Raw genomic sequence first — 16,084 nt, forward strand, 5'->3', positions numbered from 1 at the left:
TACCGCGACGAGTTGCGTCGTCGGCCCATCAGCGATGATCGATGCCCAGCTCGGATGCTGTTCCGTGTGCCAGCGGCCCGAGCTGCTCAGGGCTTCGTCGTGCAGGATGATGACTACGTACAAGGCGTGTAGCGCCAGGAGGTCGTAGTGCTTGTTGTACCAGACGCCAACGTACTCATGGCAGATCCCCTTTGCCGCGGCATCGCGTGGAAGATTGTGGCCCACGCGCCGTCCCGGTGGAATCTACGGGTGTTCGTCCTCGAGGCCATAGTTCGCGAAGCAGTGGCTGGCCACGCTCGGTCCGTTGTCGAAGGGCAGGCCGCACTGCGTCGCTGGTCGAGGAAGTTTCATCAGGACCGGATCTATAGAGATGCACTCCCGAGGCTCGCCCAGGCGGAAGAAGGCTACGAGCAGCAACTACGCCTCGCCCTTGAGCAATTGGGGGCAACGATCGCACAGCCGGCCGACATCCCTCACCTTCAGATCATCGACCGTGCAATCAATCGCCGTCGTCCGTGCGACGCCAAGGGGGATGGCTACCGCGACACCTTGAACTGGCTTACGGTCCTGGATCTGGCGCAGCGCCACCCGCACGAGAAGGTGGTGTGGGTCAGTAACGACAGAGATTTCACCGACAACGACATAACGGTGTTGCACCCGCACCTCATCGAAGATCTCGATGAGCGCGGCCTGCAGGGCCGCGTCCTCTTGGCCAATACGCTCGCCAACGTCGTCTTGGCGACCGCGGCTGAGAACTTCAGCCAGCCGGTCACCAACCTGCGAGACCTGCTGGAGCAGGTTGAGTACGAGACTGTCGTCGAGCTCGTGCTGAGTGAGATTGCGGGTGAGGCGCTGGGTGCTCATGTTGATCCTGCGAGTTGTGCACTACCGCTGGCGTCCTACGACGCAGTGCTCACAGGCTTCGTGCCGCCCGCCGCGTTCGTCAGTCTTGAGGTGAAAGGCTCCGACGCTGATGGCCAGGCGATCGCCGAGTTCGCCGTAACCATGCTGTGCAAGGTCACCTTCGCTTCAGGCGTGCCACCACGTGACGACGAGATCTACGAGGGACCGTTCACCACTTCGAGCATCACCAAGCCGCTCGTGATCCGGGGCCTCGTAACCCTTGGCGCCTCATATCGGAGACCTGACGGTGTAGAGGCCATTAGCGTGACGGCGCCTCCTAACGACCCAGGCCATGCTGCCTGGCAGCTCGTGGACTTCAGTTCGGGAGCCCAGGCAGTTACTGAAGTTGTTACCAAGGATTGGCGGCAGCGCCTTCAGAGCCGAGGGCTGGCCGAGCTTGATTCGCAGGTCCTGCAGGCCGCGGTTGCTGAGCTGGCCGAACCGATGTGGCAGCGGTTTCAGGCCGATTCGCTCGCTGAGCCCCCGCAACACGACCAGGAGCCGGAGACCCGCAGCTCCTGACGTCGGGTGCCGGCGTGTCCCTTCGGTTAACCCCTGTGAGCTGCTTGGGTCGTTGGACCGCAGCGCGGGCCACAGAACATGCGGTCAGCTCAGCTGGCATCAAGGTGGTGGCAGAGGTCCCGAGACTGATAGCCGCCAAGGACACCTCCTCCGGCTGCAGCCCAGAAGAGGCGCGAATCGGGCAGATGGCTGCCGAGAGTGTGCCAACTCGGCCCAGGATTCTCTTGCCGCAACGACATGAGACCGGCCGTCGCGAGTCCGCCACGCTGAAGATCTTCGCGTGTGTAGGGCTGCTCGACCCAGCCCAGTCCACAGGGCCGGCAAATCCGGTAGTCCACGGCGAAGGCAAAGTCGCCGTCCGGTTGTGCAGGATCGTTGGCGGCGCGCTCTCGCCAGCCACGGCGCTCACCGGACATGGTGTCTTGCCAAGGGCTGTTGAGCCGTGGAGTCTGCGGCCAGCCCGCAGCTCGCCCGAGGCGCCCGCGACTGACTCGTTGGAGGAGATCACGGACCGGATGACGACCGGAAACACGGGCGACAAGGTCCGTCGATGCGACCAGTTGGCGCACTACGCCCGCCCGCTCCGGATCGAGTTCTGATCTGGAGCTATTCACCGTGCGAGTCCAGATCGATGGCACGATGGATCGAAGTCTCGTAATCGGCAGCGATCGAATCAACTCGCACGCCCGTCACCTGCGGCTGGTCGCGCGTGTGCTTGTCCAAGAGCAGATCGTGCAGGCCGTCGAGTCGGTTCTCGATAGTGATGAAGGTAAGCCGCCACTCCTCGATCTCGACATACGAACCTTGGCGCCACATCATCGTCGTCGCCGGTCCCAGAATCTGCCCGCTCGCTGCGAGCCCGTCCTGCACGGCGAGGCGGGCCAACCTCACGGCGTCATCGCGGGTATCTACCGCCGTGTAGACCTGCCAGGTCGTCGACATCATCGCTCCTGTTTATTGTTGAAATCCATCTATGCGTCGCTACTTTCGTACGCGCACCGCCCGGACCACCGCGATCTTTGTGCCGGACATAAGCGCTGGTGCCGTTATCGCTGACTGATCACTCGTGATGATCGGCAAGCTCGGGCGCCGTGCCGCGTGGCCGCAGCCCGAGCCGTCGGCGAGCTTCGTCGTGCGGGATGGCGACAGCGTTCCCGGAGGCCTTGAGGGCGTCCCATGCCTGGAACGCGCGGGCGTCCTCGGCCTCGGTGACCACCCGTTCCATTTCCGCGTTGGCTTCGTCCGCGGGGATCCACCTGGGTCCTCCCCGGCCGAGGATAGCGGCGATCTCGGAGTATGCCTCGGTGTCATCCGTGGGGTCTGGAGTGTCTGTCGGCATCGGACCATGATGCCCCGAAAACCCCGGCCGGACTCGAGCCTCACCTGGAGATGCGTGGTCGAGATTGATGTATCTCGGGCTTGACCCGCCGAATCGTCACTTTGCTGAGCAGGCCCGAGATGACGGTGATCGTTGCTAGTTGCAGGTCAGGGTCAGGGCCGTATCGACGATCGCCGCTCGGTCGATGCCGTGGATCTTGTATGCGTCTGTCAGGTCGGAGGACTGGCCGAACTCGGTGACGCCGAGGTCCGGGTGCGGCCGCCGCGCAGGCCGGCCAGGACGGCGAGCGCGCGCGGGTGACCGTCCATGACCGTCACCAATGGGCCGGGGAAGCTGCTGGGAACAAGGTCGACGCGATGTCGCTGCCGCGTCCCTGTGCTGATCGGAAAAGCAGATCAGGGCTTATCAAGCAGATCACGACGGCATTGATCCCTAGCTCGGTGAGCTTGTCGGCTGCTGCGATGACCTCCGGCATGATCGCGCCGACACCGACCAGCGGGGCGTCGTCAGCGACGGCGGGGCGCAGCGTCAGGCGGTAGCCGCCGGCGGTGGCGCCGATTCCCACCGCGTCGGTGGAGAAGTCGACCGTGTCCGGGTCTTCAGTCGACTGGGGTAGGACTGCAAACCGCCTTTGGTACGCAGGGTCGTCATGTACTCGGCCTCGAGATCTCCGAGCAGATAGTTGATCGCGTGCGTACGGGGGAGACATGAGCCCGGCTGTGTTGGGCCGTGCCAACCACCAATGAACCCGCTGATCCTCGTGTCCGTCTTGCGGTCCTGGAGCCGGCAGTCGGCGGCCGGGACGGCTATCGTGCAGAGCGTGCCGGGACTACGGAGGATCCTCACCGACGGTGAATCGAAGGTTGACCGTGTCCTCGACGAGTACGCGCGTGACAACGGTTACCGCTTGCTCCTCAAGCCTCGCTTCCGCGACATCCTCGACGTCGACGACATGCGCCTGACCGGGCGCGAGCGGAACTTCACCTTCACGGCACACTTCGACTTCGTAGCCGCCGACGCCGCAACCGGCCTGCCGATTCTTGCGATTGAGTACGACGATGCGCGCCATCGGACGGATCCGCAGCAGCTGGAGTGCGACAAGATCAAGGATCGGCTTTGTCAGGCCGCTGGTCTGCCTATGCTGCGGGTCGATAGCCAGTTCGCCCGTCGCGAGGGCCGTTGGCGGGTGCTCGGCTACATCTTGGAGATGCACGAGGTCGGCAAGGCTTTCCACGCGGCCCAGCAAGCTGGGCAGGTTCCGTGGGACGAGCCTTTCATGCACAACCTGATCATCGACACGAGCAACTCCAGGCGTCCGACATTCACCGGCCTCGATCAGGCTGCGTTAGAGCGGCTCAGCGACCTGCGCGCTGCCGGTGTGATCGGGCGCTACGGGGGGTGGTGGCGCGACGTCGACGGACAGATCGAGGCGTGCTGTGTGCTCGATCTGCCGAACGGCCAGTTCATCTCCTCGCTGGTCTCGATCCGCAAGTTCGCGATCGAGGGCATCTCGGCTCACGCGGTCGCCGACGAACTAGCGACCGCCGAACTCGGCTGGCTGATGCAGCGCTACGAGGCCGGGGAGCCGGTCGCGCTCAGCGCCCAGCAGGGCAATGCGCTGCTGGATCGGCTCGGACGCGACATTCGTCGTGCCTGGTCTCCAGAGGGCTGGATGATGCGCTGGGGCTCGATGCCGTCATCGGAGCCCTGAGGGCGACAGGCGACGCCGAACTCGACCAGGGCGGAGTACGTCGGCATAGAAGACGGAGGTAGGGCGGAGGACGTTGTCCTTGACGGAGTACTGGCCCATGCGCCAGAGGGGTGCGCTGTAGGCGTGGACGGTGACGGAGCCGGGGTCGCGGACTACCAGGGCTCGCTGACCGGTGCTCCGTGCTGTGCCAACGTCGAGGCTGCAAGTCAGCTGCGGGGGTCATGCTAGTACCGCGTTCCGCCTGCCGCCTTATACCTGGCCAACGCCCGGTTCGCTTGACTCGGCGGCTGCGATTCAACTGGTCGAAGGTGTGCCTGTGCGAACCAGGCCTCTACCGACTCGGTGCGCTTCGGATCAGGCACGTACACGACTCGCGCAGCCCATCCTCCCCCGTTGGCCGCGCGCCACTCGTGGATCAATCCAGGGCACCACCGCTCGGACTCGCCGACGCGCGCGCGAACCCAGCAGTGCCGCTGCCGGTTATCCGGCGGCGGCTCTGGAGGTGTGTAAACGCGACCTCGCGTCCCCATGGACTCATAATAGAACAGGGGTTCGAAACGCCAGTAGGTGGCCGTTCAGCAGGCCGTGTTATGTCGCAGGCCGTCAGCAGGCTGGGCTGTTGGGCGTTGATGGTCGTAAGAACGGCGCCGACGGTTTTGGTCCGCGGTCACTGCTCCTCGTCCATGATGAGGGGTGTGAAGCCTCCCAGCGCCTGAGGCGATAAGCACATCGTGCAGACCGCGAGCCCCTCCTCTACGCACAACAGCAGGTCGTCGCGACTGCGCCCGGTGTGAAAATCACCTGTGATGTGATCTCGAGCCGGTGATACACCGCAGTAGGGGAGTAGGTCGCCGGCGCGGACATACAGGTGGTGGACAAGGCTCGAGGGCATGGGCCACATGGTGCCATCTCTCGTCGCCGGTTCGCGCACGGGCAACAACCACCTCGTTCCGACCCTGTGGCGACGCGCTGTGGGCTCCCGAAAGTGTGCTTGTGAAACAATGGCATCGCAGAGCAGCGGGCCACGGGGGCGCGCGCCGAACAGGCACGAGGAGGCCGACAGCATGATCGCAACGAGCGTCCGACTCCGCAGACAGGCCCTGAGGGTTCCGGGCACGGCGGTTCTAGCGGCTGTTGCACTCGTGCTAGCCGGCTGCAGCAGCTCCGACGGTCTGAGCGGCGAGTACTACGACAAGGACGGCCAGCTCGTGATCAAAGCGAGTTCAGTCTCGTATTACGAGTTTGGCTGCGACAAGGCCCGAAAGGGCGAAGCGGTCATCGACAGCGAGCCGACGTCGTCCGGTGAGCTCAGCAAAGAAGGCGACCAGGTCATCTGGGCGAACGGCAAGGGCACCGGCAAAGTGACTACGAGCAAGAGCGGTGACACCGTCGATATCGACGGGAAGCAGTACACCAAGATGGACAAGGACAAGGCGCTGCAGTCGTACCAGCCAATGTGTAGCTGATAGCGATCTGAGGGCAGCGGCCCCAAACAAGAAGAACCCCTTGGAGCTTTTTGCTCCAAGGGGTTCTTCAGTTACTCACTCGACGAGTCCTTCCTCCTGTCCCGGCGCTTCGGTACCTCCGGGGCGGGCCGCGCTGGCTTGTCTTGCTGGGCCGGCTGCGGTGCGGGTGCGGATTCCCGGATACGGGGAGCTGAGCCCGGTTTCCTGACTTGCTGCGGGGATGTGCTCATAGGTGAGCTAGGTGCGCGCTCGACATGTGGTGAGCGTGTGGGACGGGGGATGCGCGGCGACTCGCCCTTGCTGGGCATCGTCGTTGCTTTGCTGTTGCTCGGACCAGGGCCCTGTGGAGGCATGCTCGGGGGCCTGCTAGCGCCGTCCGGCTGGCCGTGGGCGTTGCCCGCCGAGCTGTCGTTACTTCTGCCGTTGGGCCTGCTGATTTTCTGAGCTGTTGATGGACCCGTCTGGCCAGGGGATCTGCGATGGTTCCGGTTCTGTGGTCCGACGCCCAGATCTGTCAGGCCGCCTTGGTGAGTGACGGTTTCGGCGAGGTCGCGGTCTTTCTGTGAGCGATTGGGGCGCGTGCCTGGCTTGTTGTCGCTGGTCGCGATCGGTGAACCGGTGTCAGCCACGGATGAGTGGCTGTCACCGGTCCTGCCGTTACCTGCACCGTCGGTGCCGTTGCGCGCATCAGCTCCACCGGCGCTTCCGGTCCCTCCGGCACCGGCCACATCTGCCCCAACTGGCAACTCGCGGCCCGAAGCCGGGCCGCCGCGGCCGCCTGGAACTCTGGGGCCAACAGGGTTGCCTGCGGGTCCGCCGTCGCCGGGCGGGAGCATCGGTCCGGGCGAGCGGCCCTCGAGTTCGCCTGGACCACCGCCAGTAAGCTCGCCCCGCTGCTTGCCTGCTAGCGACAGGCCACCGTTGGTGCCGCCGGCATTTGTCGTGGCCCTGCCCGGCTGGCCGGTGTTGGTGGGCTTATGAGGACCTGTCTTCGGTGGCTTGCCGCCCAGTTTGCCCATCATGCCGGAGGCCGCGGCCATGCCTGCCCCCGCGCCCAGGCCGTTGGCGATCGCAGGCATCAGGCCGCCGTTGCTCTGCCTGGGCGGGGTGGTCGTGTCCAGAAACTTGTCGACCAGTTTGGTCACCGCCTCGTCGAGTGCCTTGAGGACCGTCTTGCGTACCCGCAGCAGGGTGAAGGTCACCCCGATGATGAGGATGATCGACACGACCGTCATCACGACCACGGCGATCGAGCCGAGCACCGGGTTGCTGAAGATGTTCGCGAAACCGCGGCCTGAGCCGGTCGGGTTGCTGCTGACCAGCTTCGCGATCGGGCCCTCGATGATCTGTGGAAGCGAGACCAGGAGCTCCGAGACGAACTGGTAGAGGAACAGCGTGACCAGCACTTCGAGGATCATGGCAATCGAGTAGATGACGACCTTGGCGATGCCGGCCATCACGCCCAAAGTGGCGAAAGGAACTGCCGCGACGGTGCCGAAGGTCCGGCGCAGCGCACCGGTGAGCATTCCGACGCCGTAGAAGATTCCGATGAGTGTGATCGAACTGAGCAGGGTGAAGGTGTTGGCCCAGTACATGAACGACGCCGGCCCGTTGCCGATCTGAGCCACCGACGAGTGGAACGAACGCGTGAAGCCCGAGGTCACCTTGTTGGACGAGAAGATCGTCATCGAGTCCGTGTTGAACTCGGTGTTCAAGTAGTTGTAGGCGCTGAGCGGGGACAAGTTGCAGTCGGCCGGTTTACCGTCGGTGTTCGGCTCGACGACCGTGAAGCCGCACTTGGTGTTGCCACTGGCCGAGGTGAACTCGGTGCTTTCGCCGTCGGTTCGGGCTGTCAGGCCGGACCCGCTCGTCGCGAGTAGCGGGTGTTCGTTGGGAGGCACGGGCTTGTTGCCGTCGCCGAAGTCCTGGGAGTCCTTATAGCTCTTGCCGAGGAACCAGTCCTTCTTCAAGTCCCAGTCCACATCCTTCGGGTCGATCGCGGTCACCGACCCCTGGATGTTCGATTCGAAGTCCGACGCGTTCACCGTCTGGCCCTGGAGGTAGCGGCCGAGCATGCCCAGTGTGGCGAACACGGCGTTCTTGTCGGTGTCGTTGTCCTTCAGCCGCGGGGTGCTGTTGGCCCAGGCGCTGCCGGCGTCGCTGATCTTCTCGCCAGCGCTGATTCCGGGGAACTGCCCGGTCTGCGCGTTGATCGCGAGTGCGGAGTTCCGGGCCGAGAACACCGAGACAGGTTGGGCGTGGCCGGTGCTTGCGTCCCAGGTGATCGAGGCGTTCGCCGGCACCTGGAGGCGGTTCGTGTTCATCCATGCGTCGAAGTCGACATAGGTCGAGAGCACGACCTTCGTTGGGCCCGAGCTCTGTGAGAGCAGCGAGTCGTCGAACTGGTTGAGGATCGAGGTGTACATCCCGCCGATGAGAGGAAGCCCGACGCCGATGAAGACGATGCGTACGGCAACCTTCTTGATGGCGCTGCCGCGCTCCATCTTCTTGAAGAAGACCAACCCGAGCAGCAGGAAGCCGATAAAGAGCGGCACCAGCACTCCCCACGACAGCGACACGAGCGCGCCGTACCACTGGGACACGAAGCTCGACAGGCCCGAGAGGGCTTCCGGTGTCGTGTTGACGCCCGACGATGTGGTCACCATGCCGTCGGCCCATGTCTTGTAGGTCGGGGACACTGCCGCGATGCCGTCATGGAACCAGAGGAAGGGGTTCAGGAGCTTCAGGATCTGGATGAAGATCCAGAACAGCAACGAGACCCCCATGGCCAGCGCGTAGACCAGCCAGATCAGCGAGCCGCCAACCGCGTGGATCATCGGGTCGAAACCCGCGGACGACATCATGGCGTCGAAGCCGAGGTCGTGTGCGGCTGCTCCGAAGTGGGCGTAGTCCTTCATGCCGGAGGCTTGTGCGCTGTCGAGCGCGTCGTACTTGATCGTCTGTGACGAGCCCGAGATCGTTGAGAACAGCCATTTCACGAAGCCGTCGTCGTCGGCGTAACCGAGCATCGAGCCGGCCTGGGCAGGGTTGGCGACAACAGTCTTCCAGGAGTTGCCTACTCCTTTACCGCCGTTCTCAGGGGCGCTCTTCTCACTGAAGTACACGCTTGCGTTCGAGGCGAGGTGGTAGAGGCTGTAGTCCTTCTGATCCTTGTTGCTCGGGTCGTCGGCCTGCGCCAGCGGCGCTACCGCGAGCACGATGAGCAACGCGAGCAGAGCCGCGAGCAGCCCGCCTGCGACGGTCCGCATCCAGGACGGCCGCGCGTCGGCGGCTGCGATGACTCGTCCACGCAGCCACATGACGGATATCGTCGGCGTGCTGTGTCGAGTCATGGCGCTCTCCGGTCTGGTTGTCTCGTCATCGAGGTCTGCGTTTTCTGGAACCCCGGATCGCCGGGATGGGTTCTCGGCTGCGATCCGGCACCGAGGAACTTCTTCCGCAGCCGCGCTGGCACCGCACCGTCCTTCGGGATTGTCGTGTCCTTTCCCGAGCCGTTGCCGCCGCCTGCTTGGGTGATGTTGGCGCCCGGGACCGGTGGGTCGGTCATGACGGCGTCGAATCTGGCGGCGTCCGTGGCTTGTCGCGCGGCGCGCTGCATCGTGCGGCGTTGCTTCTCGCGGTTCGGATTGATGCCCAGCGCCAGGTCGAGGTGGAACACGACGTTGGAGACTCCACGCCGCAGGTAGCTCAGGTTCTCGCCCTTGCGGGTGATGAGCTGGGCCAGGTCGGGTGGGATTCGCTGGTGCAGCAGTTCCTGGTAGTCGGCCACGGTTTTGTCCCGCATCGAGCCGAAGATCGTGTAGTCGGCGGCGTCGAATTTGTTGAACTTCACGCAGGCGAGCATCTTGTCGATGTCGTTGTAGCTGAACACGACCCTGCCGCCGCGCTGGTAGAGCTGCTCGAGCTGCATCTCGATGTACGCCGTGACGCGGTCGTCGATGTTCTCCGCGCCGTGGATGACGACCGTATCGCCGCGCTCGAGTTTTCCGACCGCGAAGCCGACGATGTTGACGAGCTGCGCCATCGCGACGCCCCGGCCGCGACGCAGGAGCTTCGAGAAGTCGTAGATTACGCGCTTGGCGTCTCGGATACCGTCGACCGCGGCGGCTGTGTGGTTGTTGAACAGGTCACCGTTGTTGTCGAGCAGGTTCTTCGCGACGCTCTTGAGTACGTTGTACGCGCGCAGTTGGTCGGGGTCGTTCTTGTCGGAGTTCAGCAGGGCCTTGTGCTCGGTGTCCAGGTAGGAGACAAACATCTGTAGGCGCGGCACCTGCTCGTGTGGAATGCCCACGACGCGCAGGCGATGCCGCTGGGCTTTGGCATTTCGTACCCACATGCGCTGGTCGACGTAGAACTGTGTCGCTGTCTTCTCCAGTTCGTTGCGGATGATCGACCCGACTCCGCCATCGGCAGATTCGTAAAGCTGCTCGAACATCAGCGCGAGCTTCTGCATCTGTGCCGCGAAGACCGGCAGTTCGTCGGCCTCTTCACCGAACATCTCGAACATGTTCACGTCACCTGTGTTCAGGTCGACGCGAGACGTCAAGGCGTCGAAGCGTGGCCCCAGCGTGTCTAGTTCCGCGCCGTCGAGCACCAGGTGCACCACGTGCCCGTTGTTCAGCAGGCACGACTGCGAGAGCTTCGAGCACCACAGGTCGGAGATCTGTGCGCGGTCCAGATAGTCCGAGGTCGCACCGTCGGCGATGACTACGTGGTGGTCGTAGCCGTTGGAATCGAAGAGCACCGCGGAGTTGTTTACGTCGCCGACCATGTAGCCGACGTACTCGCCGCTGCGGTCGTTGAGGCCGTTCGTGACGAGCGAGTACGAACCGGCGAACTCCGTGGAGGTGAAGTGGAATCCGCGGCCGCGCTTCTTGTCGTTCTTCTTCAGCAGCCCTGACAGCTCCTGGCGCTGCTCGCCAGCGTAGGCCGCGGCCTGGAGCGTCCCGAAACGGTCGATGTAGAGCCGCGAGATCCGATCGATGCTGTCTTCCAGGATTGCCAGGTCTGGGGCTTTGAGCAGCAGCCTGTTCTGCACCGACAGGTATGCCGCCCCGTTTTGGATCTCGCTGATCGTGGCCTCGAGGTCGCCGGCGACCTTCCTCGCCTTGAGCTTCGAGGACGTCGTACCACCGTCGGCCAGCTCGCCCGCCTCCAGGTTGTCGAGCTTCTCGGACTGCTTCGTGTACTGGTCGATCCACTTGTCGGTCATCCGTGCGACCTGTTCGAGTACGACAGCGGTCACCCGTTCGTCGAGGCCATCGGGGATGCGCCCGATGCCCCAGAACGGGCCGAAGCTGTCGTGGGCGGCCATGTCGTGGAAGAACGCCAGGACGCAGCCGACCGAGGCGTCGACCTGGAAGTAATCCGACCGGAAGAGGTACTTCTCCTTGGGCTTCAGCGCGAGCAGGTGTGGGTACGACTCGAACTCGCCCTCGAGACGCTTCGCCTCCTGGCGGCGCCGCCACCAGCCGAGCCTGGCCTCCGAGACTGTTTGATCGGCGATTCCGCCGGCCGGATCCTGGCCGCTCGCCATGGATACGGCAGTTGCCGGCGCGTCGGACGAGAATTCGTCGGTGAGCTCGGGACGCGCTTCATCCTTGTTCGGGGTCCCGAGTGAGGTTCGAAGCTTGGTGAGCAGTGCCATCGTCTCGTTTTCTCCTGCGTATGTGCAGGGGTCGTGGTGCTGTCGGGTCAGCCCAGGAGGCTGTCGGTGGTGCCCTGGTAGAGGATCCGGAGCATCTGATGGGACTCGTCGCGGCCGAGCATCGTGACCTCCTTGATCATGAGAGAGGAACCCTCAACCTCGGCCTGCAGGACCAGGTGTCCTTGGCGCAGCGCGTCGACGCTCTTGCCCTTGAGCAGGACGTATTGATGGATGGAGGTGAACTTGCCACCCACATGGCCGGTGAGGATGTCGTACTGCTCGTTCTGCAGCTCCAGGAGATCCGGATCCCGTACCTGGAGCGCCTGGTTGCGGCGTTCGAGATTGGCCACCTGGTGGTAGATCCGCTGCGGCTCTTTCGTGGTGATGAAGATGTGCTCGCAACTGGTCGGCACTTTCCTCCAGAACGAATCGACGCGATCCAGGATCGAGGTCTGGTCCTCGTCGAACAGCAGGTAGCTCGCCGAACCGACGACGAGGTATAGCTGGCCGAGGCTGCCGTCGGAGAAGCTGATCGCGCCGTTTTCGGTCACGTCGTCGACACCGACGATCGAGTAGAAGCCGCTTGGATCAGCACTGCGCCGCGTGAGCACCAGCCGGGCCTTTCTCGGCAGGTAGGCCAGCAGTGCCGGCACGGTCATGAAGCGCAGTTCTCTGGTCCTGGTCAGGCCGCCGAGGTAGAACACGGTGATGAGCGACCAGACGACGAACAGCACGATGAGCGCCGGGCCGGCCGACTTGATGAACGTTGTCGTTGCCGCCCACAGGGTGACGAGGACGCCGCCGCCCAGGAACAGGATCTGCTTCATGGGAGACGGCGGGACTTGCCAGCCGCCGACGCTGAACGAGATCTCGTGGTCGAGGAAGGACCTGTTCAGTGGTGCTGGGATCTTGTAGGAGTGGCGGGCCATAGTTGCTGTCCTTACTGCCGGGTCATCGGGCCAGGGAGTCCTCGGCTGTCACGGTGCCTCGAGGAGGGGGACGGGACCGCGCAGATCGAGGACCGCGAAGCATCCGGGTGTCCGCTCGCGGTCGAGGATTTCCTGGCGGATAGGGACCGGCTGAGTCGCACCGTCTGCCGTTCCGCGCCGAAGGATCGTGCGCTCGGAGTGGCGCAGGTGATAGCGGCCGCTGACGGTGAGCGTTTCCTTGCCCGGGTCGAGCACCGAGAGCACGCGTTCGGTGTGTTCGCGCTGCGCTGTCCGCGCGTACGTCAGGTCGCTCGGGTCCCAGCCCGCGCCGTCGCCCAGGTAGGCGAGCAGCCCCGGAGTGGCCAGAGCCTCATGCGCGAGCACGACGTCAGGACCGATCGGCGACGACAACAGTCCCTGCGCCTGCGCATCAGTCGTGAGCTCCGCGGGCCACCAGTTCCTGCCCGGGACACGCAGGCTGCGGTCGAGGCTGGCTGCTCCCGACAGCCAGCCGATCGCGTGGACGGGATCGGCGAGGCCGCCGTTGCCTGCGAGGATCACGCCGGAGCGGGGCAACAGATCGATATGGGAGAAGATCTGAGCAGTGCCGTTGGCGTCGCGGGGGAGAGCGTCGATCAGGTCGTAGTTCTCGAGGCTGCCGAGCACCACGTAGAGCCGGAGCCCCACCTTGGCGAGGAAGCTGTTGAGCTCGTCGAGGGCGCGTGACTCGGCGCGGGTGCCGCTCCAGATCAGCCCGAAGTTGCCGAGCTGTACCAGCGAAGTGCACCCGCGCTGAGCCAGAATCGCCGCGGCTCCTCGCAGAAAGCAGGCGTCGCCGTGCGCGTCGCCGATCAGCCCGACGAGTCCGCCCAGGACCGGGTCCGATGCCAGCTGCGCAGGGGCTACAGCCCTCGAAGGATGAACGGTGGTCATCAAGGAAGTCCTTTCCGTTGCTGCCGCGGAGTTCATGCGAAGGCCGGCACGATCCTTTTCCTGCCGTCCTCGTTCTTCCAGGTGAGGTCCGCGTCGAACTTCCTGCCTCTGGCCGAGGTCAGGCCCTTCACATGGATGCTCGTCCCGCTGGCCAGCGCGGTGCGCTCGTCGTCGGTGAAGACGTGCTGGCACCAACTCGTCGGCGGGAGCGAGGTGTCGAAGTCGGGGACGATCTTCTTGCCTTCGCCGGGCTTGTCTTCCTTGAACCAGACCTTGCACTGGAAGGCGTTGCCCTGCTTGCTGAGGAAGTCGCCTGCCTCGACCGATCCACCGGCCGCGAGCTGTTTTAGCTCGGCGGGTGTGAACACGTGGGAGCACCACTCCTTGGGTGGCTGGGCAGCGCCGCTGGCGTCGCGGCGGCCGAGGCCGAGCTTGCTGAAGCCGACAAACTTGTTGCCTTTGAACGTCTGTTCGGCCAGCTCGCCGAACACGTCGTAGGCCTTGCCCTGCTGGCTCCTGGCCTCGAACTCGATTGTCTCGGCGGCCAGCAACTGCTGTACTTCCTGGTCGCTGAAACGGTGGCCACCCCACGCACGGGCAAATGTCACTGACTGGCCGGTCTTCACCCAGATACCAGCCGCACGCTCCTTGTGCGTGCCTGCGGTGCCTTGCGGACCGACTTTTGCCTCGATTGCCGCGGCGTTCTTCTCCATCTGCGCGATGTCCTCCCGCACCCAGTCCGCGACGACGGCGAGGCGTTCCTCGGCGGTCGCGGCTCCGGCGGCGATGTCGCGCATGTCGGCATAGATCTTCTCTGTGAGATCCAGGCTGCCGATCCGTGTGCCGGGCAGCAGTAGCCAGCTCAACTGGCCCGCGTCGGCGAGGGTGAGCTTGCGGCCGCGCTCCACGAGCAGTGGGTACTTCACGCTCGTAGAAGTCACCTCGCTGTAGGTCGAGGTCCGCGTCGCGCCTGTGCCGACGTCGCGCTTCTCGAGCTGCTTCATGAGCCACTTCATGCTCGGGTGCTCGGGGCGCTTGTTCGCACCTTCGAAGACGAACGGCTCGGCGCTGCGGCCGAGTCCTTTGCTGGTCTCAGTCGCCACCGGGTCTGCCGTAGCGGAGTTGTCTGCAGGATTGTCACCGGAGTCCGGATCGAACACAGCCTTCCAGCCAGCGCTCTTGGGAACGTTCGCGATCCCGACGAACTCCGGGTAGCGCTGCACGTGGCCCTTCTGCTGCTCGTAGACGTAGTCCTCGGCCAGCATGGCCAGGTAATTCTTGGCCAGGGTCTCGTAGATGAGGCGGCCGGTCTGGCCGAACCGCTGCGCGACGTCGTCCAGCGACGCAGGCACCTTCGGTCCCGGCCGGTTCGCACCGTGCGCGCCTTGCGGTTTGACGTGCGTTCGGCGTGGCTTGCGGTGCGTCAAAAGAGCAATGTCGACACCGGTGACCGCGGCGATGCTGTCGGCGAGCGGCGCGAGCTCGTTGAACTGCTCCGGGGTGATCGTTTTGTCCTCGGTGCGCGGGTAGCTGACGACCTGTGCCTCGTACATCTTCTGGTACGTCTCGAGTACGAGCTTGGCCTTCACACCCTTGCCCACCAGCATCGACGACAGCGCCGCGAGGTCGAGCAGCCGCGGCGGCGCGGTCTGCTTCGTCACCGTGGCGCCGAGCACGACCGGCGATGCCGAGTACCGCTGCGGCACCTGAGCCTTCTGCCCGAATCGCGGCTCGTTCGGGTTCGTGTACATGACGTCGTTCTCGTCGCGGAAGCGGTTCTGGAAGAACGGCTGCCTGACGTAGTCGCCGTACGCCTTCAGCTGGTCCCCGACCAGCTTGACCATCGCGGACTTCAGCCGGCCCTGCCGCAGCACCGTGTCCCGGCCGCGGGAGCGCGCGATGCTGGTTGCGCAACGGGTCCACTGCATCGACAGGAAGTCGAACTTGGAGCGGTAGATCGCCTTGGCGTACTCGTCGAAGTGCTGCAGCGAAGCGATCGTCTTACGCGACGAGAACGCCTTCTGCAGCGACACCGGTGCCTCGTCGGTGAAATACATGCGCGACCACGACTTCGGCCGCAGCCCCAGCTCAAGGAACGCATTCACGGCAATCATGCCGCCCTCACCCGTCGGGTCCACATCGGTCGCGATCACGATCTCGTCGCAGCCGGCCAGCGTCTGCTTCACCTCCTGCGCCACCTTGGCGGCGCCCTTCATGAGCTCCAAATCCCAGGTGAGGTCGCGCGGATTCCACGGAAGATTCGCCAGGTCCCACTGGTGATACCTGCCTGCCAGAGCGGGATCGGACACCATCTGGTGCGGGTCGACGAACTCATATAGGTGCCCACGCGCGTGGGCGATGACGAACCGCTCGCCGTTGTAACTGCCGCTCTTGCCTCCCAGCGCCGCTGCGAAGTGGCGCGCGGCCGACGGCTTCTCGGTCAGGATCCCCACAGTCATATCGACTCCACCTCAGATGTCGCCATCGCGGACACTGAGCAGCCTATCCTGATAGTCATTCAATAGTCTATTGAATGACTATCTGGATGGTTCGAGTGTTGAGGTGAGGACGTGGATCGGTCGCGACTACTGCGGTCGGAGCTTCCATGCGCCG

12 protein-coding genes are annotated in these 16,084 nt (G+C 64.4%); 4 read left to right on the top strand and 8 right to left on the bottom strand.

Annotation, left to right across the window (positions count from 1 at the left end):
• The first annotated feature begins 147 nt into the window (after positions 1 to 147).
• Positions 148 to 1,425, top strand: a complete 1,278-nt coding sequence (locus A3ES_RS50935; protein WP_083933148.1) for a PIN domain-containing protein — start codon at positions 148 to 150, stop codon at positions 1,423 to 1,425.
• Between the two features lie 224 nt (positions 1,426 to 1,649).
• Positions 1,650 to 2,024 (top strand): hypothetical protein, encoded by a 375-nt coding sequence (locus A3ES_RS53705; RefSeq protein ID WP_020385224.1) that lies wholly within the window; start codon positions 1,650 to 1,652, stop codon positions 2,022 to 2,024.
• A 7-nt stretch (positions 2,025 to 2,031) separates the two neighbouring features.
• Here the strand turns inward: A3ES_RS53705 and cutA are convergent, their stop codons facing one another.
• From cutA to A3ES_RS0102670, 3 genes are all read right to left on the bottom strand, one after another.
• Positions 2,032 to 2,367, bottom strand: a complete 336-nt coding sequence (cutA, locus tag A3ES_RS46005) for a divalent cation tolerance protein CutA (RefSeq protein ID WP_020385225.1) — start codon at positions 2,365 to 2,367, stop codon at positions 2,032 to 2,034.
• A gap of 118 nt (positions 2,368 to 2,485) precedes the next feature.
• Positions 2,486 to 2,764 carry a hypothetical protein gene (locus A3ES_RS53710; protein WP_157630285.1) on the bottom strand — a complete coding sequence of 93 codons (279 nt, stop codon included), beginning with the start codon at positions 2,762 to 2,764 and terminating at the stop codon, positions 2,486 to 2,488.
• Positions 2,765 to 3,077: 313 nt separating this feature from the next.
• The gene (locus A3ES_RS0102670) at positions 3,078 to 3,329 is read right to left on the bottom strand and encodes a hypothetical protein (RefSeq protein WP_020385227.1); all 252 of its coding nucleotides are present in this window, start codon (positions 3,327 to 3,329) and stop codon (positions 3,078 to 3,080) included.
• A gap of 255 nt (positions 3,330 to 3,584) precedes the next feature.
• Between A3ES_RS0102670 and A3ES_RS0102675 the strand changes: the two genes are divergently transcribed.
• On the top strand, positions 3,585 to 4,475 hold the full coding sequence (locus A3ES_RS0102675) for a DUF2726 domain-containing protein (RefSeq protein ID WP_157630286.1): 891 nt from the start codon (positions 3,585 to 3,587) through the stop codon (positions 4,473 to 4,475).
• Positions 4,476 to 5,539: 1,064 nt separating this feature from the next.
• Positions 5,540 to 5,941: a hypothetical protein gene (locus tag A3ES_RS0102685; protein ID WP_020385230.1), complete on the top strand. Its 402-nt coding sequence runs from the start codon at positions 5,540 to 5,542 to the stop codon at positions 5,939 to 5,941.
• 71 nt (positions 5,942 to 6,012) lie between these two features.
• On the opposite strand, the gene A3ES_RS0102690 is transcribed toward A3ES_RS0102685, so the two are convergent.
• Genes A3ES_RS0102690 through A3ES_RS0102710 form a run of 5 tightly spaced genes read right to left on the bottom strand, consistent with a single transcriptional unit; the run spans position 6,013 to position 15,930 of the window.
• The gene (locus A3ES_RS0102690; protein ID WP_157630287.1) at positions 6,013 to 9,294 is read right to left on the bottom strand and encodes a hypothetical protein; all 3,282 of its coding nucleotides are present in this window, start codon (positions 9,292 to 9,294) and stop codon (positions 6,013 to 6,015) included.
• On the bottom strand, positions 9,291 to 11,609 hold the full coding sequence (locus tag A3ES_RS50940; RefSeq protein WP_020385231.1) for a hypothetical protein: 2,319 nt from the start codon (positions 11,607 to 11,609) through the stop codon (positions 9,291 to 9,293). Before A3ES_RS50940 ends, A3ES_RS0102690 begins: the two co-directional genes overlap by 4 nt.
• A gap of 47 nt (positions 11,610 to 11,656) precedes the next feature.
• Positions 11,657 to 12,538, bottom strand: a complete 882-nt coding sequence (locus A3ES_RS0102700) for a hypothetical protein (protein ID WP_020385232.1) — start codon at positions 12,536 to 12,538, stop codon at positions 11,657 to 11,659.
• Positions 12,539 to 12,586: 48 nt separating this feature from the next.
• Positions 12,587 to 13,471, bottom strand: coding sequence for a hypothetical protein (locus A3ES_RS0102705; RefSeq protein ID WP_020385233.1), 885 nt, complete (start codon positions 13,469 to 13,471; stop codon positions 12,587 to 12,589).
• Between the two features lie 32 nt (positions 13,472 to 13,503).
• Positions 13,504 to 15,930, bottom strand: coding sequence for a DNA topoisomerase (locus tag A3ES_RS0102710; RefSeq protein ID WP_020385234.1), 2,427 nt, complete (start codon positions 15,928 to 15,930; stop codon positions 13,504 to 13,506).
• Positions 15,931 to 16,084: the final 154 nt, after the last annotated feature.

This window comes from Kribbella catacumbae DSM 19601, from assembly GCF_000372465.1.
Taxonomy (GTDB): Bacteria; Actinomycetota; Actinomycetes; order Propionibacteriales; family Kribbellaceae; genus Kribbella; species Kribbella catacumbae.